General features: G+C 61.8%; 22 protein-coding genes and 1 pseudogene. 11 read left to right on the top strand and 12 right to left on the bottom strand.

Going from position 1 to position 22,842, the window contains the following annotated elements:
* The first annotated feature begins 3 nt into the window (after nt 1–3).
* From J3T92_RS06555 to J3T92_RS06575, 5 genes are all read left to right on the top strand, one after another.
* Nucleotides 4–459, top strand: coding sequence for a hypothetical protein (locus J3T92_RS06555; RefSeq protein ID WP_267400587.1), 456 nt, complete (start codon nt 4–6; stop codon nt 457–459).
* 286 nt (nt 460–745) lie between these two features.
* Nucleotides 746–2,056, top strand: a complete 1,311-nt coding sequence (locus tag J3T92_RS06560; protein ID WP_267400588.1) for an ABC transporter substrate-binding protein — start codon at nt 746–748, stop codon at nt 2,054–2,056.
* A 31-nt stretch (nt 2,057–2,087) separates the two neighbouring features.
* Entirely contained in the window at nt 2,088–3,023 is a 936-nt protein-coding gene (locus tag J3T92_RS06565) for a carbohydrate ABC transporter permease (protein ID WP_024627639.1), read from the top strand.
* A gap of 20 nt (nt 3,024–3,043) precedes the next feature.
* Nucleotides 3,044–3,925 (top strand): carbohydrate ABC transporter permease, encoded by an 882-nt coding sequence (locus tag J3T92_RS06570; protein WP_220236859.1) that lies wholly within the window; start codon nt 3,044–3,046, stop codon nt 3,923–3,925.
* Nucleotides 3,926–4,030: 105 nt separating this feature from the next.
* Nucleotides 4,031–5,149 (top strand): glycoside hydrolase family 172 protein, encoded by a 1,119-nt coding sequence (locus J3T92_RS06575; protein ID WP_267400590.1) that lies wholly within the window; start codon nt 4,031–4,033, stop codon nt 5,147–5,149.
* Nucleotides 5,150–5,172: 23 nt separating this feature from the next.
* Here J3T92_RS06575 and J3T92_RS06580 read toward each other — a convergent pair whose 3' ends face one another.
* Nucleotides 5,173–6,183 (bottom strand): LacI family DNA-binding transcriptional regulator, encoded by a 1,011-nt coding sequence (locus tag J3T92_RS06580; RefSeq protein ID WP_267400592.1) that lies wholly within the window; start codon nt 6,181–6,183, stop codon nt 5,173–5,175.
* A gap of 4 nt (nt 6,184–6,187) precedes the next feature.
* Nucleotides 6,188–7,765, bottom strand: a complete 1,578-nt coding sequence (gene cysS, locus J3T92_RS06585) for a cysteine--tRNA ligase (RefSeq protein ID WP_267400594.1) — start codon at nt 7,763–7,765, stop codon at nt 6,188–6,190.
* Nucleotides 7,766–7,856: 91 nt separating this feature from the next.
* On the opposite strand from cysS, the gene J3T92_RS06590 reads away from it, so the two are divergent.
* Nucleotides 7,857–8,582, top strand: a complete 726-nt coding sequence (locus tag J3T92_RS06590; protein WP_267400595.1) for a type 1 glutamine amidotransferase — start codon at nt 7,857–7,859, stop codon at nt 8,580–8,582.
* A gap of 2 nt (nt 8,583–8,584) precedes the next feature.
* On the opposite strand, the gene J3T92_RS06595 is transcribed toward J3T92_RS06590, so the two are convergent.
* The 8 genes from J3T92_RS06595 to coaD form a co-directional block, all read right to left on the bottom strand.
* The gene (locus J3T92_RS06595) at nt 8,585–10,531 is read right to left on the bottom strand and encodes an ABC-F family ATP-binding cassette domain-containing protein (RefSeq protein WP_267400596.1); all 1,947 of its coding nucleotides are present in this window, start codon (nt 10,529–10,531) and stop codon (nt 8,585–8,587) included.
* A 43-nt stretch (nt 10,532–10,574) separates the two neighbouring features.
* Nucleotides 10,575–11,129: an acetolactate synthase small subunit gene (ilvN, locus tag J3T92_RS06600; protein WP_267400597.1), complete on the bottom strand. Its 555-nt coding sequence runs from the start codon at nt 11,127–11,129 to the stop codon at nt 10,575–10,577.
* A gap of 14 nt (nt 11,130–11,143) precedes the next feature.
* The gene (locus tag J3T92_RS06605) at nt 11,144–13,084 is read right to left on the bottom strand and encodes an acetolactate synthase large subunit (RefSeq protein ID WP_220236866.1); all 1,941 of its coding nucleotides are present in this window, start codon (nt 13,082–13,084) and stop codon (nt 11,144–11,146) included.
* 217 nt (nt 13,085–13,301) lie between these two features.
* Entirely contained in the window at nt 13,302–14,063 is a 762-nt protein-coding gene (gene rnc / locus J3T92_RS06610; RefSeq protein WP_267400598.1) for a ribonuclease III, read from the bottom strand.
* 142 nt (nt 14,064–14,205) lie between these two features.
* Complete coding sequence (gene rpmF, locus J3T92_RS06615) at nt 14,206–14,400, bottom strand: 50S ribosomal protein L32 (RefSeq protein ID WP_220236867.1); 195 nt, start codon at nt 14,398–14,400, stop codon at nt 14,206–14,208.
* A 64-nt stretch (nt 14,401–14,464) separates the two neighbouring features.
* Nucleotides 14,465–15,085, bottom strand: coding sequence for a YceD family protein (locus J3T92_RS06620; protein WP_220236868.1), 621 nt, complete (start codon nt 15,083–15,085; stop codon nt 14,465–14,467).
* Nucleotides 15,082–15,774, bottom strand: coding sequence for a cell division protein (locus J3T92_RS06625; protein ID WP_267400599.1), 693 nt, complete (start codon nt 15,772–15,774; stop codon nt 15,082–15,084). The genes J3T92_RS06620 and J3T92_RS06625 overlap by 4 nt, the downstream gene beginning before the upstream one ends.
* Nucleotides 15,771–16,280, bottom strand: a complete 510-nt coding sequence (gene coaD, locus J3T92_RS06630) for a pantetheine-phosphate adenylyltransferase (protein ID WP_267400600.1) — start codon at nt 16,278–16,280, stop codon at nt 15,771–15,773. The genes J3T92_RS06625 and coaD overlap by 4 nt, the downstream gene beginning before the upstream one ends.
* A gap of 62 nt (nt 16,281–16,342) precedes the next feature.
* Here coaD and J3T92_RS06635 point away from each other — a divergent pair, with 62 nt between their 5' ends.
* Nucleotides 16,343–16,654: a DUF3039 domain-containing protein gene (locus J3T92_RS06635; RefSeq protein ID WP_024627652.1), complete on the top strand. Its 312-nt coding sequence runs from the start codon at nt 16,343–16,345 to the stop codon at nt 16,652–16,654.
* A gap of 25 nt (nt 16,655–16,679) precedes the next feature.
* On the opposite strand, the gene J3T92_RS06640 is transcribed toward J3T92_RS06635, so the two are convergent.
* Both J3T92_RS06640 and J3T92_RS06645 read right to left on the bottom strand, forming a co-directional pair.
* Nucleotides 16,680–17,699, bottom strand: a complete 1,020-nt coding sequence (locus J3T92_RS06640; protein ID WP_267400601.1) for an aldo/keto reductase — start codon at nt 17,697–17,699, stop codon at nt 16,680–16,682.
* Complete coding sequence (locus J3T92_RS06645; protein WP_267400602.1) at nt 17,699–19,045, bottom strand: nicotinate phosphoribosyltransferase; 1,347 nt, start codon at nt 19,043–19,045, stop codon at nt 17,699–17,701. The genes J3T92_RS06640 and J3T92_RS06645 overlap by 1 nt, the downstream gene beginning before the upstream one ends.
* Nucleotides 19,046–19,147: 102 nt before the next feature.
* On the opposite strand from J3T92_RS06645, the gene J3T92_RS06650 reads away from it, so the two are divergent.
* The 4 genes and pseudogenes from J3T92_RS06650 to J3T92_RS06665 form a co-directional block, all read left to right on the top strand.
* Nucleotides 19,148–19,786 (top strand): Pr6Pr family membrane protein, encoded by a 639-nt coding sequence (locus J3T92_RS06650; protein ID WP_220236873.1) that lies wholly within the window; start codon nt 19,148–19,150, stop codon nt 19,784–19,786.
* Between the two features lie 66 nt (nt 19,787–19,852).
* A complete protein-coding gene (rph, locus tag J3T92_RS06655) occupies nt 19,853–20,617 on the top strand; it encodes a ribonuclease PH (RefSeq protein ID WP_267400604.1) in 765 nt (254 codons plus the stop codon).
* Between the two features lie 35 nt (nt 20,618–20,652).
* Entirely contained in the window at nt 20,653–21,339 is a 687-nt protein-coding gene (gene rdgB, locus J3T92_RS06660) for an RdgB/HAM1 family non-canonical purine NTP pyrophosphatase (protein WP_267400606.1), read from the top strand.
* Nucleotides 21,340–21,587: 248 nt separating this feature from the next.
* Nucleotides 21,588–22,842 (top strand): annotated as a pseudogene (locus tag J3T92_RS06665) (hypothetical protein); the annotation flags it as partial.

Consider the following 22,842-nt stretch of genomic DNA (forward strand, 5'->3'; position numbering starts at 1 on the left):
ACAATGGCAAAGGAAAACCGCAGCGATCATCTGGCGAGCAAGGGCGTAGCTAGCAGAAGGACCGAGAAAATCATCCTCCTGGTGGCGGCAGCCATCAACGTGATCATGGCCTCGGTCACTATGTTCATCTACTCGCCTTGGTTCAAGGATGAGGGCTATGCCATCCTCGGCCGGGCCGGACGTCTGGCCGACGACATGGCCACAGTCAACGGCGCGGCCACCGTGGCCCAGTCCTACGGTTTTCTGCTGCTCATTCTTGGGGCGGTCTCCTTCATTGTGGCTCTGCGGGCCATGCGGCCCTCGACGATTATTCGGGGAGTGGAGTACTGGATGATCTTCTGCATGGTCTTTTCCTTGGCCACGGCAGATTGGCTTTCGCTGATCGCTTATGCCCTGGCCTTTGTCGCCTATGTGGCCAGGAACAAGACCATCCGCCGGATCTCGTCGGGTCGAAGGTGACCAGCCCCTGGGGCATGCGGCGCCCCTGATCGCTGCGCTTCCAATCCCTTCCCACTGTCCGCAGCCATCGGGCAATGGGAAGGGATTCTTGGTTTTGCAGCAGTCTTCTTCTGCGCGCCTGTTGACATGACCCATGGCCGGCTTCTATACTGAGTCGAAACGATTCGACATCTCGGGTGCATCGACGGAGATGGTCGGTACCCTGCAATCCGCCCGGAGTCGAAACCTTTCGACAAGTTGAATCGCAATAACTGGATGCAAGGATGCAAGGAAGTTAGGAGCCATCATGAAGATCAGAAGAGGGATCGGGGCGGCCTTGGCCCTGGCCATGTCGATCCTGCCGCTGGCGGCCTGCGGATCGGGAGGCGATGCTCCCCAGGAAGCCCATCCGTCCAGCATCAAGATCTGGTACTACGAGGAGCCCAGCAGCGGGCAGGCACGGGGCTGGCTGAGGGCTGCCGATATCTTTACCCGACAGACCGGCATCAAGGTGGACTTCGAGGTCAAGTCTTTCACTCAGATTGCCCAGAACGGCAGCCAGTTCCTCAACTCGGACGATGCCCCGGACGTCATGGAGTCCAATCGAGGCAACGGCTCGGCCGGGGTCCTGTCCACCCTGCAGCTGCTGACCGATCTGAAGCCCTATGTGCAGAAGTACGGCTGGGACAAGAAGGTGCGCGGCCAGGCGGCAGCAGTGGGCAAGTACGATAAGCGCGGCGTCATGGACGGGGATACCTGGTACGGGGTTTCCTCCTATGCGGAGATGCAGCGGGTCTACTACAACAAGGACCTTTTTGCCAAGTACAAGATCCCCATTCCGCGTACTTTCGACCAGTTCGTGGCTGCCCTCAAGGCCTTCAAGAGTCACGGGGTCACGCCCATAGCGGCCGATGCCCAGGAATACGGGGTGCTTTGGCTCTGGTGGCAGCTGGCCATGACCAAGGCCGATGCCCGCTTCGTCGACGACTGGCAGCTCTACAAGCATCCGGTCAACTGGCGCAGCAAGCCGCTGACCTTCGCCACCAACACCATCCGTGATTGGATCGACAAGGGATACATTTCCAAGAACGCCACCGGCATGAAGGCCGAGGACACGACCACGGCATTCATCAAGGGGACCTATCCCATCTACCAGACCGGCACCTGGAACCAGACCCGCTTCATGGAACAGGTGAAGGCCTTCGACTGGACGGCATCCATCTTCCCAGGGGCCAAGATGGTAGAAGGCTGCGCGGGCAACCTGCTGGTCATCCCGCAGAAATCCCGGCGTAAGGATGCTGCGGCCCGCTATATCAACGTGGTCCTGTCCAAGGAGGTTCAGAACTACATCGGCAACAAGGGCGGCGTGCCAGTGGCGGCCGATACGGACGCCATCACCAACCCCAAGAGCCGTGATCTGGTCGATGAATATACCAAAGCCTCGGACGCCAGCCGGATGAGCTATTATCCCGACTATCCTGCGCCCAACCTGACCGACGCCATGCCGGCCGCCTTCCAAGAGCTGGTCAACGGCACCAAGAGCCCCGACCAGGTTCTGGATACCCTGCATAAGAACTACGACGACGGCGTCGCCCAGCTCGATCTGGATGACGACTGAGCTGCGTCAATCCGCCAAGGAGAGTACAAGCATGTCTGACACACATAGCAGGAAGAAGGCGCAATCCCGCATCCCGGGCAGCGCGCCTTCGCGGTTCGTCCCTTATCTGATTCCCGGTCTGATAGGCATCGTGGCCATCGTCATCGTGCCCATCTTCTGGAACATCTACCTGAGCTTCACCCGCTGGAGGGGGGTGGGGCCGACCAAATGGGTGGGTCTGCGCAACTGGCGCCGCCTCATGGGCGACTCGACCTTCTGGGTCTCCTTCGGCCACACCCTCTGGATCATCGTGGCTATTGTCATCATTCCCACGGTCCTGGGCCTGCTGATCTCCTCGGCTCTGACCGACGTGATCCAGAAGAAGTTCGGCCCCCACACCTCCTCGACCCTGCGGGCACTCTACTACCTGCCCCAGGTTCTGCCTGTGGCCGTGGCCACCATCATCATGGGCTGGATCTTCCGGCCTGAAGACGGTGCGGTCAACGACCTGCTGACCAAGATCGGCCTGGGCGGCCTGGCCCACAACTGGCTGGGTTCGACCACAACGGCCCTGCCCATCCTCATGGTCATCCTGATCTGGATACAGCTGGGCTATCCCATCGTCATCTTCATGTCCGGACTGCAGCGGGTGGATCCCGAGCTCTACGAGGCGGCCAGCCTGGACGGGGCCAACTGGTGGCAGAAGTTCCGCGTCATCACCCTGCCCTCCATCATTCCTGAGCTGCTGGTGGTCATTCTCACCTCCACCATCGGCGCTCTGAAGACCTTCGCCCCGGTCTATCTGCTGACCAAGGGCGGGCCTGGCACCTCCACCATGGTTCCCTCCTACTACTCCTACAACCAGTTCTTCCAGGTGCAGCAGGTGGGCTACGGCGCCGCCATCTCGACATCCCTGACCGTGGTCATCGTCATCTTCTCCATCGTCTTCACCATCGTGCAGAAGCGCGTGCAAAAGAGCATCGCCTGAGGAAGGCTAGGAAGCACATCATGAATAATCAAGCCACACTGCAAGCCGACACCGGGGTGTCCGCCCGGCACGCCCATAGAATCCGCACCTGGGGGGACTGGGCCGGTCTGATCCTGCTGGTCGCCGGAGCCGTAATCATGCTCTTCCCCCTGCTGATTCTGGTCCTGAACGCCTTCAAGACCACGGCAGACTACAACGCCACGGGCCCCCTGTCCGTGCCCGCCCACTTCAGCATGGACGGCATCATCTCCTTCTGGAACAAGAGCAATTTCCCGCTCAAGCTGGGCAACTCCCTGCTGATCTCCCTGGTGGTTGCCGTGGTCGGAGTTCTGCTTTCGGTCCTCAACTCCTTCGCCTTGGGCATCGGCAGGGTCAAGGGCAACACGGTCATCCTCCTGTTCATCATGCTGGCCAACATGGTCCCCCAGGAGGCCCTGCTCTACCCGCTCTACGTCATGTTCAAATGGATGGGCTTCTATAACTCGCAGTGGTCCATCATCATCATCTTCACCATCATCCAGAGCGCCTACGGCACCTACCTGCTCTCCTCGGTCTACGGGACCTTCCCCCAGGCCATCCTGGAGGCAGCCACCGTCGACGGGGCCTCGCGCTGGCAGATCCTGAGCAGGATCGTCCTGCCGGTGTCCTGGTCGACCATCAGCGTCCTCTTCGTCTTCTTCTTCATCTGGACCTGGAATGAGTACATGATCCCCATGGCCTTCCTGATGAGCGAGAAGACGCAGACCATCCCGCTGGCCCTGGCGACCATGCAGGGGCAGCACACCATGGCTGCCACAGACTTGGCCTCCGCCTCCCTGCTCAGCATCATTCCCACCATCATCTTCTTCATCTTTTTCCAGAGGAAGCTCTCGCAGGGGATAGTAGCGGGCGCTGTCAAGTAATCGCTGTTGCACAAGTACACTGAACATGGCCGCCCGCCGCAAGAAGGCGGAGGAGGGGAGCGAGCGGCCCGAATATGAAAGGCAACCACAACCATGGGTATGACCATGCCGAACATCACCAACGGTCTTGAGGCGCTGACCCGCCCATCCACGGACCGCACCCGCTGCATCAACGCCGAGAACCCTCGGGGGGGCAAGGGCAGTGCAGCTATGACGGCCAGCAATCTCGGTCCATCCAGAAAGGGGACCCCTTGCCTCAAGAACATTCCTCCTGGGCAGGACATGGTTCTGGCCGACCTGTCCGGTGCAGGCGAAATCCGCCATATCTGGATGACTGTGACCGATGCCACCTCGCCCACCGGGCCCAACGTCCTGCGCAATCTGATCCTGGAATGCTACTGGGATGGCGAACAGACACCCTCCGTCTGCGTGCCTCTGGGCGACTTCTTCTGCTGCGGCCATGCCCAAGCCTGCAGGGTGGAGTCTGTGCCTGTGGCCGTCTACCCGCGCCAGGGTTTCAACTGCTACTGGCCCATGCCCTTCCACGACGGGGCCCGGATTGTCCTGTGCAACCGGCACAACGAACCCATTGAGGCCTTCTTCTACCAGATTGACTATGTGGAGAAGGACGAGCTGCCCGAGGAGGTCATGACCTTCCATGCCCAGTGGCGCCGTCAGCGGGTCACCGAACTGGGTCAGGACTACGTGATCCTGGATGGGGTGCATGGCCGGGGCTCCTACGTGGGCACTTATCTGGCTCTGACCGCTCTGGAGAGCCGCTGGTGGGGCGAAGGCGAGGTCAAGGTCTATCTGGACGGGGACAAGGACTATCCCACCTGGTGCTCCACGGGCAGCGAGGACTACTTCGGCGGTGCCTGGAGCTTTGCCGGGCAGGATCCGGATGGTCGCATGCGCGAGGTCACCTACAGCGGGGCCTATATGGGATTTCCCTTCCGCTCCAGGCAGTTGGACAACCGCGAATCCCAGTACTGGGATGCTGACACCCCGGTGACCAGGGGGTTCTACCGTTGGCACATTCCCGACCCCATCATTTTCAACAGTGACATCAGGGTGACCCTGCAACAGATAGGCGTGGATGAGCAGGGCTACTTCGAGCGTCAGGACGACCTGGCCAGCGTGGCCTATTGGTATCAGCAGGAGCCCCACCGGCCCTTCCCGCACAATGTGCTGGAGACGGGTGAGCGGGACCGTCGTCCCCGCTGAGCAGCTCTGGGGAACTCCTGCTTCTACCGGCTGATGGAGGCGCGGTCGATCAGCCTGGGGCGTTCCAGTTGGACTCGACCGGCCAGGGAAGCCCCCTCCTCCACAGCTTGGGTCAGCAGATCTGCAGCCTTGGCACATAGTGAGCGGGGGGTAAGTGGCATCTCAGATATGCCCTGAAGCTCAAGAGTAGGGCTGACCTTGCCTGCGGCGCAGGACAGAACGGCCACGTCATCGGGAATGCTCACGCCGTCCGAGCGCATGCGGACCACCACGGTGTCCAGCAGGGAGGGGCGAATCTGTCCGATCAGGCCATCAATGCGGCCGTGATGGATGATGTCCAGCACCTGCTGGGTGTAGGCCAAATCGCTGCCGGTAGGTCCCGGCTGAAGCTGCAGATCCATTCCCAGGCGGCGGGCCCAGGTCTTGAGACTGTGTAGGAGGATGAGACGGAAACCGGACCCGCGCTGGTATTCGCCTTCGAGATCCTCCAAAAAGAGCAGGCGTTTGCGTCCCGCTCGGGCCATGGCTTCCACCGCCATGCGGCCCATCAGATCAAAATCCAAATCCACACAGGCGCAGGCTGTGTGCTGCCGAGGCACTCCCAGGGCCACGCAGGGGCGTCCGTATGAGGCGGCCTGGGCGGCGCGGATGTCATCGTCCACCAGATCCATCAGGACCACCCCGTCGGCCAGATTGCTACGGGTGACCCGCCGAATATCTTCGACGCCGTTTTCAGCGGTCAGCAGCAGGGAATCATAGCCGCGAGCGTGCTCGCAACTGGCCATCTCGATGAAGTAATCCGCGTAGGAGGCCCGGTTCTGCCCGGGGCGCAGGGGGGCGCTGAGGGCGACGATCTGATTGCGCTTGGCCCGCAGCATCCGGGCGCCGGCATCCGCGGCGTAGTCCAGTTCGTCGGCGGCCTGCATGATCCGCTGGTAGGTTTCCGGAGAGACGGGACGTTTGCCGGAGAAGGCATAGGATACTGTGCTGACCGAGACCCCGGCCCTTCTGGCGACGTCGCGTATGTCGGACATGGGTTCAGCGGCTCAGGTCCCAAGTGCTGCCAGCTGGTGTGTCCGCCACGGCCACGCCGGCAGCCGTCAGCTGGCTCCGGATGGCATCAGCACGGGCGAAGTCATGATCCTTTCGCGCCTGTTCGCGTTCCTGCAACTGCTGGCCTACCAAGGCATCCAGGGTGTTCATGGCCCGATTGTCACGGTCGGCTGCAGCCTTGGCCCAGTGGGGGTCGAGTGGATCAAGTCCGAAGACGTCCAGCATGGCTCTGACCTGAAGCAGGGCATTGGCCAGCCACTTCCGGCCCAGCGTTTCAGAATTGGCATCCATCGCCGCGTTGGCTTGACGGATCAGTGCATAGAGGGCAGCCAGACCGCCTGAAACGTTGATGTCGTCATTCATGGCCTGCACAAAGTCCTCTGGCAGATCATCCGCGCTCAGCCCCGCCACGCGGGCACGCTCCGGCTGCGCTCCTAGGATCCGCCCGGCCCGGTCCACGAAGTTACGGATGCGCTCGTAGGCGCCTTCGGCCTCCTGCAGGGACTGGTCGGACCATTCCAGCATGGACCGGTACTGCACCGAGACCAAGGCGTAGCGCACCACCCAGGCTGGACGCTGCGACAGCACCTGGTCTACTGACAGCCCGTTGCCCAGGGACTTGCTCATCTTCTCGCCCTTCTGAGTCACCCAGGCCGTGTGCATCCATCGATGGGCGAACCCCCAGCCTGCCGCGTGCGACTGGGCCATCTCGTTCTCGTGATGGGGGAAGCGCAGGTCCAGTCCGCCTCCGTGGATGTCAAAATCCGCACCCAGATAGCGGTGGCTCATGGCCGAGCACTCCAGATGCCAGCCCGGCCGACCTGTGCCGAAGGGGGTTTGCCAGCGAGCCGTGGGCGGATCGGTGGGCTTGGGCGCCTTCCAAAGTGCGAAGTCGCGGGGGTCGCGCTTGCCGGGTTCCTCATCGGTGTCGGCATTCTGACCATCGGTGTCGATGCTGGGCCCCAGTCGGTCGTTGGCGGCGGCCTGCTCGTCAGCGGGCTGGGTACCGGTCTGCTGGTGGGTCAGGGCACCATACTCAGGCCAAGAGGCCACGTCGAAGTAGACGTTGCCTGATGGGCGGCCGTGCTCGTCGGGCACCACATAAGCGTGGCCACGGTCGATGATGCGCTGAATCAGATCGATCATCTGGGGGATATGCCCGGTGGCCCTGGGCTCGTACGTGGGCGGCAGGACTCCCATGGTCTCGTAGGCATGAGTGAATTCGCGCTCGTAGATGTAAGCCCGCTCCCACCAGCGCTGGCCGTTGGCCGCTGCCTTGGTCAGGATTTTGTCGTCGATGTCAGTCACGTTCCGGATCAGGGTCACCCGGTACCCCAATTTGAGCAGCCAGCGGCGGATTATGTCGAAGGCTAGCGTGGTCCTGATATGGCCAATGTGGGGTGAGCTCTGCACCGTGGCCCCGCACACGTAGATGCCGACCTTGCCCGGTTCAATGGGTCTGAAGGGAGTCACCTGGTGATCAGCCGTGTCATACAGACGCAGACCAGCTGCGGCCAGGCTGACTGAATCCTTGCAATCATGCGGTTGCGAACTCGTATCCATATCCTTGAGCCTACCAAGGCTTGCTGACTGTCCAAGGGGAAATGCCGAGCCTGTGAACCCGGTCCGACGGCATGTGTGCAAGAATGGAATCATGGCGAAACCTAGGGTGCTGGTGCTTCAGCATGTGGATTGGGAAAAGCCGGGTTGCATTCTCGACAATCTTCAGGAGTGCGGGCTGGACACCGAGATCACCAATATCGTGGACGAGAAAAAGCCCGAGCTGCCGCGCTCGCGCGAGTTGGCAGGACTGGTTATCATGGGCGGGCCCATGTCGGCTGACGATTATGAGCATCACCCCGGACTCAAGGCGGAGACCAAGCTTGCCAAGGCGGCGATGGCTGCCAACAAGCCCATTCTGGGGATTTGCCTGGGTCATCAGATTCTGGCGCGGGCCCTGGGAAGCACCCTGATGAGGAACCAGGTTCCGGAATACGGTATGGGCCCGATCCGCTGGGTGGGGCAGGACGACGACGTGGCCATGTGGAGCAAGAACACTGATGTGCTGCACTGGCATGCCGACCAGGTCACCCTGCCGCCGGGTGCCAAGCTCCTGGCCCGCTCCCAGGCAACAAAGGTTCAGGCTTTTCGGCTCGGATCAGCCTTGGGCCTGCAATTCCACCTGGAGGTGACGGCGCCCATCTTCGAGGAGTGGATGCAGGTGCCGAGCATGGTCGGCACGATGAAGAAGTCCAAGATCGCTAAAATGCGTGACGATTTTATGAAAGGGTTGCCACAGATGCAACCCTTGGCCGACGCAATCTTCTCTGCCTTTGCGGCCAAGTGCTCGACCCAGGCCGCTCAGCTGGCTGCCGCCTGAGGCTACTCCAGCTCTTCCCCGATGGTCAGCCACTCCTCCTCAAGCTGGTCCGACTGCCCGGTCAGATCCTTGAGTTTGCTGTTGAGTTCGTTGAGGCCCTGGTAGTCGCCGGGGTCGTGTTCAGCCATCTGCCGTTCAAGGTCCTTGCGCCGATCGGCCAGCTTGGCCAGCTTGCGTTCGATGGCAGAGGCCTGCTTGCTCAGATTTCGTCTGGCGACACGTTCGGCCTTGGCCTGATCGGGATCCTCGGCCTCCTTGGCCGATGTCCGGCCCGGTGCATCCGCAGCTTCCCGATCGGCCGACTCAACCATATCCAGGTAGTCCTGGACGCCGCCGGGCAGGTGAACCACCTTGCCGTTGATCAGCGCAAACTGCTGGTCGGTCACCCGCTCCAGCAGGTAGCGGTCGTGGGAGACCACGATCAGGGTGCCCGGCCATGAGTCCAGCATGTCTTCCATGACGGCCAGCATGTCGGTATCCAGATCGTTGCCAGGCTCGTCCATGACCAGCACGTTGGGCTCGTCCAGCAGGATGAGCAGGAGCTGCATGCGGCGCTTCTGCCCGCCAGACAGGTCGCCGATCCTGGTCATCAGCTGGGAGCTTTCAAAGCCCAAGCGCTCCATCAATTGGCTGGGTGACACCTCCTTACCCTCCACCAGATAGGTAGGCTTGTAGCGGCTGAGGACCTCCTTGATCCGATAGCGGTCCAGTTTCTCCAGTTCGTCCAGACGTTGGGTCAGCACTGCAAAGCGGACAGTCTTGCCTACCTTGACGTGCCCCGCCGTGGGAGCCACACTGCCGTCAATCAGACCCAGCAGAGTGGACTTGCCGGCTCCGTTGGCGCCTACGATGCCGAACCGGTCGCCGGGGCCGATCAGCCAGGTCACGTCGTCCAGGACCTTGTGACCGCTGATGGTGAGGGTGTCGGCCGCTGCGGTGCCCGGGCGGTCCTTGCCGGGATCGGCGGCCACGGTCACTGATCCCATCAGAGGGCGCTGGGCATGAGGGGAGGGGACCCTGTCATCCTTGCCTCCTTCGATATCGGAGTCGGCCTCTGGATAGATCTTGGTCACGTCGACCAGGTCCACCACCTGTTTGCCCAAGCGGGAGGTGGCCATCCGCTTGAGTTCCAGGCTGTTGCGCATGGGCGGCACGTCGGCAATCAGCTCCCGGGCGGCCTTGACGTGGAACTTCTGCTTGGTCGAACGGGCCCGGGCGCCCCGGGTCAGCCAGGCCAGTTCCTTGCGGGTCAGGTTGCGGCGCTTGGTCTCGGCCAGATCAGCCCGGCGTTCGCGTTCCACCCGTTGAAGCATGTAGGCGCTGTAGCCGCCCTCGAAGGGGTCGATGGTTCCGTCGTGCACCTCCCACATGGAGGTGCAGACCTCGTCCAGGAACCAGCGGTCGTGGGTGACCAGCAGGAGGGCTCCGGAATTCTTGGCCCAGCGGTTCTTCAGATGCTCGGCCAGCCAGTGGATGGTGAGCAGGTCCAGATGATTGGTCGGCTCATCCAGGGCCAGGATGTCCCAATCCCGAAGCAGCAGCCGGGCCAAGTCCACCCTGCGGCGCTGACCGCCGGACAATGTGCCTACCTTGGCTTCCAGCTCCATGCCGCCCAGAAGGGATTCGACGATTTCGCGCGATCTGGGATCGGCAGCCCACTCGTAGTCTTGCCGATCCTCCAAGGCCGCCCTGCGGACCGTGTCCTCGTCCTTCAGGGGATCGCGCTGGTCCAGCATGCCGAAGGTGAGACCATTGCGCATGGTCACCCGTCCCTGATCGGGTTCCTGGGTGCCCTTCAGAAGGTGCAGCAGGGTGGACTTCCCGTCGCCGTTTCGGCCCACGATGCCGATCCGGTCCCCCTCGAAGATGCCCTGGGTCACATCCGTGAAGATGGTTTTTGTGGCAAAGGACAGGGCGACGTGTTCCAGACCGAGATCATAGATGGGCATGATTCACCAATCTACCGCCTGCCTTGGATGGGAGCCCTGAGGATCAGCGGTCGGTGATCTGTGAGCTCAGCACCCTCTCGCTCAGCGCCCGAGGGCCTCGCATGACGGCTACAGCGCCCGACCGGACCAGCTCGATGATGCCGAAGGGCCGCAGCAGACGCAGCAGGGCCTCCAGTTTGCCTTCGGCCCCAGTGGCCTCGATGGTCAGTGACTCGGGGTGCACGTCGACAACACGCACGCGGAAGAGTTTGACGATCTCCAGCACATCGGAGCGGTTGCGTTCGTTGGCTTTGACCTTGATCATGACCAGCTCGCGCTCCACGGCCTCGTCGCCCTTGAGCTCGACGATCTTGAGCACGTGCAGCAGCTTGTTGAGCTGTTTGATGATCTGCTCCAGGGGGACGGCCTCCACGTCTGCAGTGACCGTGATCCGAGAGATGTCGCCCCGCTCGGTGGACGAGACGGACAGGGAGTTGATGTTGAAGGCGCGCCGGGCGAACAGGCCGGCCACCCTGGCCAGGACGCCGGGGCGGTTCTCAACCAGGACGGAAAGGGTGTGCCGCTCGGAGCCGGGCTTGGATGCTGGATAATTGGCCATGTGGTGCCCCTTTCCTACTTGTTCATGCGACCGGCGGCATCGTTGGCCATGGCTGCCCGGTCGGCTCCGGTCTGCTGGTGCGGCTCGGGCTGCTCCTGTTCCGGACGGATGCCGGCCAGGGGCTGCACGCCCGGCTTGTAGATGATGGTGTCGTTGGAGGCGCCTGCCGGGACCATGGGCCATACCATGGCATCCTTCCAGACGCGGAAGTCGATCAGGACCGGCCGGTCGGTCACTGCGTTGGCCTTATCAATGGCTTCCAGGGCCTGCTCCTGGGTAAAGGCCCGCAGTCCCAGGCAGCCATAGGCCTCGGCCAGCTTGACGAAGTCGGGGATGCCGTTGCCGTCTGTGGGCTTGTCGCCGCCGTCCTCCAAGTCGGTCTGGGAGTAGTGGCTGCCATAAAAGAGGGTCTGCCACTGACGGACCATGCCGTAGACCGAGTTGTTGAGTATGGCGATGCGGATGGGCAGTCCCGCCTGCTGAGCTGTGGCCAGCTCCTCGGAGGTCATCTGGAAGGAGCCGTCCCCGTCAACCAGCCAGACAGGCCGTGGATCCTCCTGTTCCCTGGTACCAATGGCTGTGCCGATGGCGGCGGGCAGACCGTAGCCCATGGTCCCCAGTCCGCAGGAGGAGACCCAGGAGCGGGTGCGTTCGAAGTCGATGAACTGGCTGGCCCACATCTGGTGTTGACCTACGCCGGATACCCAGATGGTATTCGGATCGGCCTTGTTGCTCAGGGTCTGGACCACCCACTGGGGAGCCAGCGTGCCGTCCGGGCTGGGCTCAAAGGTGGTGGGATAGTCGTGCCGCCAGCCGTCGATCAGCCGCCACCAGGGCTTGAGGTCGGGCTTGCCCCAAGTGCGCTGGGACGCTTTGAGCGCCGGAATCAGGTCGTCCAGCACCTGGCCCACGTCCCCGACGATGGGTACGTCTGCCTGCCGGTTCTTCCCGATTTCGGCCGGGTCGATGTCGATGTGGATGACCCTGGCCACTGGGGCGAAGTCCTCCAGGCTGCCGGTCACCCGGTCGTCGAAGCGTGTGCCCACGGCCACCAGCAGGTCGGAGTGCTGGATGGCTCCGTTGGCGGCCACCGTGCCGTGCATGCCGGGCATTCCCAGAACGGCTGGATCGGAGTCGGGCACGATGCCTCGTGCTGGCAGGGTGGTGACCATGGGGGCACCGGTAGCTCGAACGAGTTCCTGGATCTGCCGGCGAGCGTCTGATCGGACTGCGCCGCCGCCCACATAGAGGACTGGTCTGTGCGACTGGACCAGGAGTCGGGCGGCATCATCCAGGACGTGCCCGTGCGCCCGCGTCACCGGGTTGTAGCCGGGCAGAATCATCTCCTGGGGCCAGGAGTAGAGCATTTTGCCGTTCTGGGCCGTCTTGCTCAGGTCCACTACTACAGGGCCGGGCCTTCCCGAGCGGGCGATGTGGTAGGCCTCGGTCATGACCCGGGGAATGTCCTGGGCTTTGGTCACCAGATAGGAGTGTTTGGCCACCGGGTAGGTGATGCCCACGATGTCGGCCTCCTGAAAGGCATCGGTGCCAATGGAGTCCACACCCACCTGGCCGGTCACCACTACCAGGGGCACCGAGTCCATCATGGCATCAGCTATGGGGGTGACCATGTTTGTGGCCCCGGGGCCCGAGGTCACCAGACAGACCCCCACCTTGCCCGTGGAGACGGCATAGCCCTCGGCTGCGTGCCCGGCGGCCTGCTCGTGGCGGGTCAGCGTGAAGTTGAAACGCACCTGCTCGTCGATGGCGTCGTAGGTGGGCAGGATGGCCCCTCCTGGAACGCCGAAGACCTGCGTGACCCCTAGATCCTCCAGGGACCGAATCAGCGCCTGAGCTCCCGTCATGGGCTCGCCCTGGGCGGGAACATCCTTGTCGTCGGGGCCCCAGTTCCTGGGTACCGAACTGAATGCTTGCAGAGGTGTCGGCAGACTCATGTTTCCTCTCGACCTCCAGACTGCGCGCCGACCTGCGGCCGTGCATGTCGAAATATGAACCTGTCGGAGCGTCGGCGGTGTGGGCGGACGAATCCCGATCAGGAGGAGGCGCCTATGCCGTTCGTGACGGCATGCCTCCAGGTTATCCCCATAGTCTAAACAGGGGTCTGGTCGGGGCGTTGGCGCAGTACCGCATGCCGGAATTTCGGATGGATCCTCAGGAGGGTTGCTCGGCGCGCAGGGTCGCAAGCAGATCCCGGTCGTCCAGCCGCTTCCACCCCTGGGCGGCGGCAGCCAGCTGGGCCTTCCGCTTGCTGCTGGCCTGGCCCTTTCCGATCACGGTCCCGCCGTCCTCCAGGCGCAGCTCGGCGGTGAAAACCTGGGCGTATTCCGGTCCGGAGACCGCCATGGCGTACCGCGGTTCGCCCAAGCCCAGCTTGTGGGCCTTGACGGTGATCGAGGTCTTCCAATCCAGAGCCGGCCCTTCGGTGGCTACCTCGGCCAAGGTGTCGTCAAGAAGGGTATGGACGGTGGTCCTGGCCCCCTCGATGCCGTGCTCCACAAAGACCGATCCGATCAACGATTCGACGGTGTCGCAGAGTATGGAGTCCTTGTCGGCCCCGCCGTTTTCGCTCTCGCCCCTGCCCAGAAGAATATACTGCCCAAGGTGCAGCTTCTCCCGGGCGATGGCCGACAGGGCCTCCTCGGAGACCGCCTTGGCCCGCATCTTGGCCAGCTGGCCCTCGGTCATGTCCGGGTGAACCTTGTATAGGGTCTCCGTGGCTACCAGTTCCAGAACCGCGTCGCCCAAGAACTCCAACCGTTCATTGTTGGGCATGCCCGGGTGCTCATGGGCGAAGGAACGATGGGTCAGGGCGTGCACCAGCAGCTCCGGGCTGATCCTGCCGCCCAGGGCCTGGAAGAGCTCCTCAGCAGCCTGGTTGCCGGAATCCTCTTGCTCCTGTTCCTCCTGCCGCATGTGGTCTTCCTGATCCTTCCTGGAGCGCCCTGTCTGCATGGCCCCTTCTCGCTTTCTCGGACTTGCCGTCTGATGATATGGAAAAACCCCGCCACCCGTCGATGGCCGGGGTTCTCTCATTGCGTGTCGATCGCCGATTGGCTCACTTGCTGAACTGCGGACGAATGGCGTCGCGGTAGACGCGCCCGCGGTACATGCCGCAGCTGGGGCATGCCATGTGCGGCAGCGCAGGAGCTCCGCAATTGGGGCAGGTCACCGTAGCGGCGGCCTGGGTCTTCCAGTTGGCGCGCCGTGAATGGGTGTTGGCGCGCGAAGTCTTGTATTTTGGCAGTGCCATATTGTCCTCTGTTTCGATCGAATACTTCGAGCTTAAGCGTAGAGCAGTCTATCGCAACCTCCGGTCATTCGCCAGCTTGGCCGTCGCTGCCGGGGTTCTCCTCCTGCTCAAGACGCTGCTTCAGCCCCTCCAGGGCCGCCCAGCGGTCGTCCATCATCTGGTGGTGGTGGTCAGGGTGGTCATTAAGATCCATGCCACACTGGGGGCACAGGCCTCGGCAGTCGGGTCGGCATAGGGGCTGCAGGGGCAGGGCCTCCACCAGGGCGTCACGCAGCAGGGCTTCCAGATCCATAAAGGCGCCCGCGCCGGCCAGGGGATAGGTCTGGCCGCTGGCCTCCTCCTGTTCGGCCAGGATCTCCTCCTTGCCATGGGTCGGCTCCGGTTCGGGTTCCTTGTAAGGGTAGAAGACCACCGGATCGTCCTGGATGCTGGTGTCCACAGGCCTCAGGCAGCGAGTGCATTCGGTCTTCAGCGGTACGCTGATGTGGGCCTGCAACAAGAGTCCATCCACCAAGGAGTCGATGTCACCCTCCACATGCACGGGTGTTCCTGCCGGTATACCCACTACCTGGTCGCCGATGCCCTCCGGAGCTGGAAAATCGCGGTTCACTCGGGTGCTCTGCCCTGCCCGCGTCGACACCTGGGCAACTGAAACCGCCCAGGGGGAATCCTCCGGTCTGCTCATCCCTGCGTCTCCTTTCCCCGGTCCGAGACCGACGCGTTCATGCTACGCGCTGCCTCCTGCTCACGCTGGTGGAGAACCTCCAGGCCGGCACGCACATCCTGACTCATCTTGCCCAGCTGGGTGTCGAGCTCGCCCATGACCTGGGCGGCATACCCATCGGCCCCCTGGACCAGACGGTCTGCCTGGGCCTGGGCCGTGTCGATGATGGTCTGGGCCTTCTGCCGGGCTATGGCCACCACATTCTCCTGACCAGCCAGGAAGCGGGCCTGCTCGCCAGCCTCCTTGACGATGTCTGCAGCTCGACTCTGGGCGTCGGATACGGTGGCGTTGGCCTGAGTCTGTGCCGTGTTCAGCCGGCGTTCCGCCTCTCTCATGAGCGCCGAGGCCCGCTCCAGCTGCACTGGCAGCATCTTCTTGAGCTCGTTGAGATCGTCGGCCAGCTCGTCTCGGTCTACCTTGACCAGTCCCGGACTGAAAATGGGGGCCTTGGCCTCATCCAGCACGGCCTGGATCCGATCGATGATGTCATAGACGGTGGTGAATTCCGATCGGGGGTTCCCGCTCTCGCTTCGATCCTCCTGCAGGTCGGGCAGGTCCTTCATGTCGACTGCGGACCTGGGAGCGCTCGCTCTGGTCGAGTCGTCGATAGGCTTCTTATCGTCCCTCTCCTGGGTCTGCTCGTTCATCATTGGCTCTTTTCCGTGTGCGGTGTGTCCCTGTGCAAGGTGTCTATCAATGCATCCACGACGCTGTCAGGGACCATGCCGGTGATGTCCCCTCCATGTCTGGCCACGTCCTTGACGATGGTGCTGGAGATGTGCTCCCTTACCGGATCTGCTGGCAGGAAGAGCGTTTCCACCCCGGACAGCTTGCGATTGACCAGGGCCATGCCCAGCTCGGCCTCATAGTCCCCGTTCTGTCTCAGTCCCTTGACGATGACCGAGGCCCCCACCTTCCGGCAGTAGTCGGTGATCAGGCCATCGGTAGAGGCTACGGTGATGTTCGGGTATCCGTCCTCGTCCAGGGCCCGGCGGATCATGGCCACCCGCTTCTGTTCGCTAAACATGGGGGTCTTGGCGGCATTGACGGCCACGACCACGTGGACCGTCTCGAAGAAGCAGGCGCAACGTTCGATCACATCCATGTGGCCGGAGGTGACCGGATCATATGAGCCAGGGCATACAGCGATAGTCATGATTCTCAGCGTAGCGCGTCATAGGGAGCGAACGTGTAGCTCGCCGCCGTACCATGGATATCATGACTGCAAGCAAGAGCATTCGCATGGAGGATCCGGAGCGGGAGCAGAACCCCGACCAGGGCACTGGTACGGCCGTTCTGGACCGTCCGGACACCGAGACCGCCGAAAAGACCCGCCTGAACGACCAGGGCGATGCCGACCGGTTCGCCCACTACGTCTCCCGTGAGCGCATCGCCGAGTCCAAGCTGACCGGCCGGCCTGTCGTGGCTCTCTGCGGCAAGGTCTGGGTGCCCAAGCACGACCCCTCCCAGTACCCGGTCTGTCCGGACTGCAAGCGCATTTATGAACAGATGACCGGCGGCAGCCACTGAAGGCTACTGAGCGGCACAGGCTGCTTTAGGACTGCCTGTCCAAGGCGATCCGGTCGATGAGGTCTAGCTCCTCCTGGCTGAAGTCGGCGGATTCGACAGCCTTGAGATTGTCCATGATCTGCTCGGGCTTGGAGGCGCCGATGAGCACCGAGGTGACAGCCGGGTCCCTGAGCAGCCAGGCTAGAGCCATCTCTGCCAGACTCTGGCCGCGTTGACGGGCCAGGCCGTTCAGGTTCTGGATCTGCTTCAGTCGCTGAGGGGTCAGGGCGGACTCCTTGAGGAAGCGGCCGTCGGCCCGAATACGGCTGTCCTCGGGAATCCCCTGCAGGTAGCGGTCGGTCAGCAGCCCCTGGGCCAGCGGGCTGAAGGCGATCAGTCCCTTCTTCTCGTTCATTGTCGTCTGTTTGAGGCCGTTGCCTTCGATGGTCCTGTCCAAGATGGAATAGCGGTTTTGGTTGATGATGAAGGGGACGTGCATCTCGGTCAGGATGGCCGAGGCCCGTGCCATGGTCGGCCCGTCGTAGTTGGACAGTCCAAGGTAGAGGGCCTTGCCGCTGGTGACCGCCTGAGCCAGGGCGCCCATGGTCTCTTCTAGGGGCGTGTCCGGGTCGGGGCGGTGGTGGTAGAAGATGTCCACATAGTCAAGTCCCAGCCGTTTCAGGCTCTGGTCTAGCCCGGACAGCAGATGCTTGCGTGAGCCGAGGTCCCCGTAAGGGCCAGGCCACATTTCATAGCCGGCCTTGGTGGAGATGACCAGCTCCTGGCGATGGTGGCTGAAACATTTCTGCAGGATGATTCCCATGTTGCGCTCAGCGGCGCCCGGTCCAGGCCCGTAATTGTCAGCCAGGTCGAAGTGGGTGATGCCGTGGTCGAAGGCCGTCGTGCATAGTCCCTGCATACGGTCCAGGGGCGTGGTGTCGCCGAAGTTGTGCCAGCAGCCCAGGCAAATGGGCGGCAATTTCAGACCGCTGTCGCCGCAGCGCCGGTAGGTTGTGGAATCATATCGGCTTGGGTCGGGCTGATGGTTTTCGGATTGCGCGCCCATCAGATGCTCCTGACCAGAGTGGGCAGGACAGGCTCGCCTTTCATCAGGCTCAGGGCGTTGATGGGCAGCTCCTCAAGGGCCTTGGCCCGGTGCTCACGGGCGTCCAGGACGGCTTGCCCCCCATGGTGCCCTGGCATGCTCTGGCCATGGTCCACGTAGGTGACCAGCAGATCTCGCCAGTCCTGATCAGGCGTATAGGCCGACAAAGCCTGTTCGGCGCCCGAGATGACGTGCTCAGCGTCGGCCACCCCGTTGTGGTAGGAGCGGTAGGCCAGCTTGCGCCCCGGCACCGAGGCCTTGCCCACCGACTTCTTGGCCACGGCCTGCATGACTCCGTCGGAGTTCTCGCGCTCGGTCAGCTTGTAGACCATGGCGCAGGTGGGGGCCCCCGAACCGGTGACCAGCATGGTGCCCACCCCGTAGGAGTCCACTGGAGCGTTCTGCAGGGAGGCGATGGCGTACTCGTCCAGATCGTTGGTGACGGTGATGGTGGCCTTGGTGGCTCCCAGGGAATCCAGCTGGGCGCGGACCTGCTGGGCCAGCGAGCCTAGGTCTCCAGAGTCTATGCGGACCCCGCCCAGCTCTGGTCCGGCCACCTCGACGGCTGTCCTGACGGCCTCCTCGATGGAGTAGGTGTCGGTCAGCAGGGTGGTTCCCTTGCCCAGGGCTTGAATCTGCCCTTGGAAGGCCTCGCGTTCATTGTCATGAAGGAGGGTGAATGAGTGGGCTGCGGTTCCGATGGCCTTAAAGCCATATCGCTTGGCCGCCAGCAGGTTTGATGTCCCCTGGAATCCGCCGACTATGGCCGCTCTGGCCGCTGCCACGGCTGCATATTCGTTGGCACGGCGCGCGCCCATATCCATGCAGGGCCGGCCCTTGGCTGCGGTGACCATGCGGGAGGCCGCCGAGGCCACAGCCGAGTCGTAGTTGAGTATGGACAGGATCAGTGTCTCCAGGAGGGTGCACTCGCCGAAACTGCCTTCGACCTGCAGAATGGGGGAGTCGGGGAAGAATATCTCGCCCTCCCGATAGCCGCGGATAGTTCCGGTGAAGCGGAAGTGCTCCAGCCAGTCGATGGTGGTCTGGCTGACGATGCGACGGTCGGACAGGAAGCGAAGTTCATCCTCGCTGGGGTGGAAATCCGCCAGCGCGTCCAGAATCCGCCCAGTGCCTGCCACCACTCCGTAGCGGCGCCCTGCCGGCAGGTGTCTGGTATAGACCTCGAAGACGGATTGGCGTCCGGCCGTACCATCCTGCAAGGCTGCATCCAGCATGGTGTATTCGTACATATCGGTCATCAGAGCCGTAGAGGTTCCGGTGCCCTTGCTATTGTTTTCAGCGTTCATGCGTTCCCCTTTGTGGGTGAAAAAGCACTTGGTTGGCACCCAGTCTAATCCTCCGGCCACCTGGCTCGCCCTGCCCTCCCAAGGTGGGCTAAGCTGGTCCGCATGAGATTCGTCGTGGGCATCTACCGATTGCTGATCGCCTTTTTCTGCCTGGGCGGCACCTACGAGGCCTGGCTGCTGGGGATCGGCAACAAGTGGGTCTACTTTACCTTCCAGACCAATATCGCCCTAGGCCTGGTCATGCTCTGGGCCGGAGCGGCCACCCTGCTCAAGGGCGTCCAGCCTCCCGCCTGGCTTAAAGGCTGCCTGACGCTCTACATCGTCATCACCGGGCTGGTGGCCATCCTGGTTCTGGGGCTGAACAGCACGGACTACAAGCTGGTCCTGGGCATCCGGACCACATGGATGATTCACGTCATCAGCCCCATCCTGGCATCGGTGGACTTCCTCTTGTTCGACCCTCATCGTCGTTTCCATTGGCACAATGTGCTGACCTGGCTGATCTATTTCCCCTTCTATGTGGCTTTTGTACTGATCAGGGCCGCCATCTGGCCTCATTCGGGACCGCAGCCGGGCGGTAATCCCTACCCCTATGCCTTCTTGGACCTCGGACACTTGGGATGGGCCCAGCTGTTGGTCAACCTGGCTGAGTACCTGGTCGTTTTCTTCGCCCTGTCGCTGGTCATCTTCCTGATTGATCGCATCCTGCCGGCCAAGACACCGCTGACCATTGATCGGTAGACGGCTGACGGAATAATAGGGACCAGACCAGGGGAGCCTGGGCGGAACAGGAAAGGATCATCACTGATGGTTGCTATCAAGGACATGCTCCAGGAAGGTGCCGTGTTGCGGCCTGACGGCAGGGCGGCTGATGAGTTGCGACCGGTCGTCATCACCCGGCATTGGACGGATGCCCCCGAGGGATCGGTGCTGATTGAGTGCGGCAAGACCCGGGTCATGTGCACGGCCTCCTTCACGCCGACGCTGCCCCGTTGGCGCAAGGACTCCGGACTGGGCTGGGTCACGGCCGAGTACGCCATGCTTCCCAGAGCCACCAGCGACAGGACTGCACGGGAATCGGTCCGCGGAAAGGTCGGTGGACGCACCCAGGAGATCAGCCGGCTGATAGGGCGTTGTCTGCGCGGCGTAGTGGACATGAAGGCCTTGGGCGAAAACCAGATCCAGCTTGACTGCGACGTGCTTCAGGCCGACGGCGGCACCCGTACGGCCTCCGTCACCGGCGCCTACGTGGCCATGGTCGATGCCCTCCGATGGGCCCAGGACCATCATCACATCCGCAGCGCCGACAAGGCGACCAAGGATTGCGTCTCGGCCGTCTCGGTGGGCATCATCGATGGCAACCCCATGCTTGATCTTCCCTATCTGGAGGACAGCCGGGCCATGACCGATATGAACGTGTCGATGACCGGCTCCGGCGATTTCATAGAGATACAGGGAACGGCGGAGCATCGCCCCTTCAGCCGTCAGGAGCTCGGCCTCTTGCTGGACCTGGCATCCAAGGGGAACAGGGAGCTTCAGGCCGCTCAGCACGAGGCTCTGGCATCTGACTGACGCTTAGGGCAGGTATTTCAGCGAGGAGAATCTGTATGGGGCAGGCCAGAAAAGTGGTTGTGGCCACGCACAACGAGGGCAAAATGCGTGAGCTTCGTAGTATACTCAACGGTTTCCTGCCCCATGAGGGGCAGAGGATCGAGCTGGTTTCGGCCGGCCAGTTGGGCCTGCCCGATCCGGTAGAGACCGGCACCACTTTTCAGCAGAATGCTCTCATCAAGGCTGGGCGGGCCGCTCGGGAATCCGGTCTGCCCGCGCTGGCGGACGACTCGGGGCTGGTCGTTGATGTGATGGGCGCGGCCCCGGGAATCCTTTCGGCAAGGTGGAGCGGCCGCCACGGCGACGACCAAGCCAACTTGGAGCTCTTGCTGAACCAGCTGAACGACATTCCTGACGGTCACAGGGGAGGGCGGTTTGTCTGCGTTGCCGCCCTAGTCGTTCCTGATGTGCCAGGGTACGCCGTCCGTGGGTCTCAGGTGACCAGGACCGGCGAGATGCCCGGAAGCATCATCCGTCAGGCACGAGGGGAAAACGGGTTTGGCTACGATCCGATCTTCGTGCCCCGTGACCAGCCTCGGCGCGCCAGCGACCAGGAGCCTCTGACCTCGGCGGAAATGACCTCGGATGAAAAGAACGCCATTTCGCACAGGGGCAAGGCCTTGGCGGCCATCATGCCGATTCTCGTCAGCTGGGTGCTGGGCGACGGCCGCGTTAGAGGCTGATAAATCCTTATAGATTCCATACGGTGAACGGTCGCGAAGCATCGATGATCATGCCCTGAATGCCGGTTGTGCTTGAAGCTGGTAAAGTAAGCGCGAAGGTGCGATTCTTTTATCTCTGTGATAGAGTCGGCGGTATTAAGGGAAAGACTAAGAGCACAGTTGATCTGTTCTAGCACATGACTCTATCGGGATTTGGGGGTTTCGTATTGAAGCGATTGCAAGAACGGAACAATAGGGGATCACTGCGTGTGAGTCGTTCGGTCATCGCTGTTCTGGTGACCCTTCTGGCGGCACTGGCCATGGTTGTTCCGCTTGGGCTGAGCGCCTTGTCGGCCGGTCAGGCGAATGCCGTCGACGGGCAGGACGGGACGGCCAGCAGGAAGCCGCTGCTTTACAAGATGCTGGCTTATAACCAAAGGATTGATTCCTCCATTGATGAGCTGCGCATGGACTTCATCCTGCGCGTGAAGCACAACGAGTTCGACCCTTCCTGCGCCAAAGCTAACGGCGGCATCGATACCACGGGCTCTTGTAATCTATCTTTTATATACCCGTATGAAGGTTCCACTAATCCGCCGCATTATCGCCGAATAAAGTATCTGAACACCATAGCTTCAAAATCATCCACTGATCCGGCCTGGACCGGAGCCTATAATTGGGCCAAGAATCAGGATCAGTTTTTCACTGTCCATAAGATCATAAACTCAGGTCTATATGACTATTTGACCATTTCCGTTGAGGGTGATCTGAATCTTGGGGATACGGGTGACTCGTCAGCCCATAAAACGGGTGGTGTCGACGAGCCTCTGAACATTTATGCAATTGTAGGTCAGCAGATAGGAGCTTTGGGTTGCGGTGGTGATACATGGTCCTGGACCTCCAACATCGCTGCTGATGAGTGCTACTACTTTTATTCTGATATTAATATTAAGGCGCCGGATCGAACTTCTAATATCACCTCAGCTTTAACGGCTGAGGGCAGGGGCTTCAAGAAGTACATGAAAGACTGCTTGGGTAGTGGAGCTGATCTTCAGTGCAGCGGGCCGTGGTCTTATGTAGGCTGGGATAACAACCCAAATCTCTATAGTGGGGGTCAGCCGAATTGGGGCATGGTGACTGATTATGGTTTTCCTGCTTCTAACGGCATTAATGGCACTGCTCCTGGCGGAGCCCCGCCCAGGTCTTTCTTCGTGTACTGGCTGAATGTTCGCGGCGGCACTGATGTATGTTCGCAGACGAATTCGTATTATTACCAGTGGGTGGCTTTGAAGGATGGCCAGTGGGTGCCTGTTGATGAGCTGACTCCTGGGCCGGTTCTGGTGACGGGCCAGCAGCCGTCTCCCAATACGCTCACTGATTCGGGCGGGGCGACGTCCTCGGTCAATTCGTATTCGGCTTTTAATTTGCCTAAGCAGCAGAATAATCCGAATGAGTTGTTTGCGACTGATAAGGATGGCAATCCTATGCCTGCGCAGAATTCGGACGGTTCCATCAATTTCGGGG

It is taken from the genome of Bifidobacterium sp. B4081 (genome assembly GCF_026537335.1).
Classification (GTDB): domain Bacteria; phylum Actinomycetota; class Actinomycetes; order Actinomycetales; family Bifidobacteriaceae; genus Bombiscardovia.

Coding starts and splice junctions, on each gene's coding strand:
- rpmF (WP_220236867.1), bottom strand. CDS start 14,400: ATGGCACTGCCAAAATACAAGACTTCGCGCGCCAACACCCATTCACGG.
- J3T92_RS06575 (WP_267400590.1), top strand. CDS start 4,031: ATGCCGAACATCACCAACGGTCTTGAGGCGCTGACCCGCCCATCCACG.
- J3T92_RS06625 (WP_267400599.1), bottom strand. CDS start 15,774: ATGATGAACGAGCAGACCCAGGAGAGGGACGATAAGAAGCCTATCGAC.
- cysS (WP_267400594.1), bottom strand. CDS start 7,765: ATGGATACGAGTTCGCAACCGCATGATTGCAAGGATTCAGTCAGCCTG.
- rph (WP_267400604.1), top strand. CDS start 19,853: ATGGTTGCTATCAAGGACATGCTCCAGGAAGGTGCCGTGTTGCGGCCT.
- J3T92_RS06595 (WP_267400596.1), bottom strand. CDS start 10,531: ATGCCCATCTATGATCTCGGTCTGGAACACGTCGCCCTGTCCTTTGCC.
- rnc (WP_267400598.1), bottom strand. CDS start 14,063: ATGCGGCAGGAGGAACAGGAGCAAGAGGATTCCGGCAACCAGGCTGCT.
- J3T92_RS06570 (WP_220236859.1), top strand. CDS start 3,044: ATGAATAATCAAGCCACACTGCAAGCCGACACCGGGGTGTCCGCCCGG.
- J3T92_RS06555 (WP_267400587.1), top strand. CDS start 4: ATGGCAAAGGAAAACCGCAGCGATCATCTGGCGAGCAAGGGCGTAGCT.
- J3T92_RS06645 (WP_267400602.1), bottom strand. CDS start 19,045: ATGAACGCTGAAAACAATAGCAAGGGCACCGGAACCTCTACGGCTCTG.
- J3T92_RS06565 (WP_024627639.1), top strand. CDS start 2,088: ATGTCTGACACACATAGCAGGAAGAAGGCGCAATCCCGCATCCCGGGC.
- J3T92_RS06635 (WP_024627652.1), top strand. CDS start 16,343: ATGACTGCAAGCAAGAGCATTCGCATGGAGGATCCGGAGCGGGAGCAG.
- J3T92_RS06580 (WP_267400592.1), bottom strand. CDS start 6,183: ATGTCCGACATACGCGACGTCGCCAGAAGGGCCGGGGTCTCGGTCAGC.
- J3T92_RS06560 (WP_267400588.1), top strand. CDS start 746: ATGAAGATCAGAAGAGGGATCGGGGCGGCCTTGGCCCTGGCCATGTCG.
- J3T92_RS06590 (WP_267400595.1), top strand. CDS start 7,857: ATGGCGAAACCTAGGGTGCTGGTGCTTCAGCATGTGGATTGGGAAAAG.
- J3T92_RS06620 (WP_220236868.1), bottom strand. CDS start 15,085: ATGAGCAGACCGGAGGATTCCCCCTGGGCGGTTTCAGTTGCCCAGGTG.
- ilvN (WP_267400597.1), bottom strand. CDS start 11,129: ATGGCCAATTATCCAGCATCCAAGCCCGGCTCCGAGCGGCACACCCTT.
- rdgB (WP_267400606.1), top strand. CDS start 20,653: ATGGGGCAGGCCAGAAAAGTGGTTGTGGCCACGCACAACGAGGGCAAA.
- J3T92_RS06605 (WP_220236866.1), bottom strand. CDS start 13,084: ATGAGTCTGCCGACACCTCTGCAAGCATTCAGTTCGGTACCCAGGAAC.
- coaD (WP_267400600.1), bottom strand. CDS start 16,280: ATGACTATCGCTGTATGCCCTGGCTCATATGATCCGGTCACCTCCGGC.
- J3T92_RS06640 (WP_267400601.1), bottom strand. CDS start 17,699: ATGGGCGCGCAATCCGAAAACCATCAGCCCGACCCAAGCCGATATGAT.
- J3T92_RS06650 (WP_220236873.1), top strand. CDS start 19,148: ATGAGATTCGTCGTGGGCATCTACCGATTGCTGATCGCCTTTTTCTGC.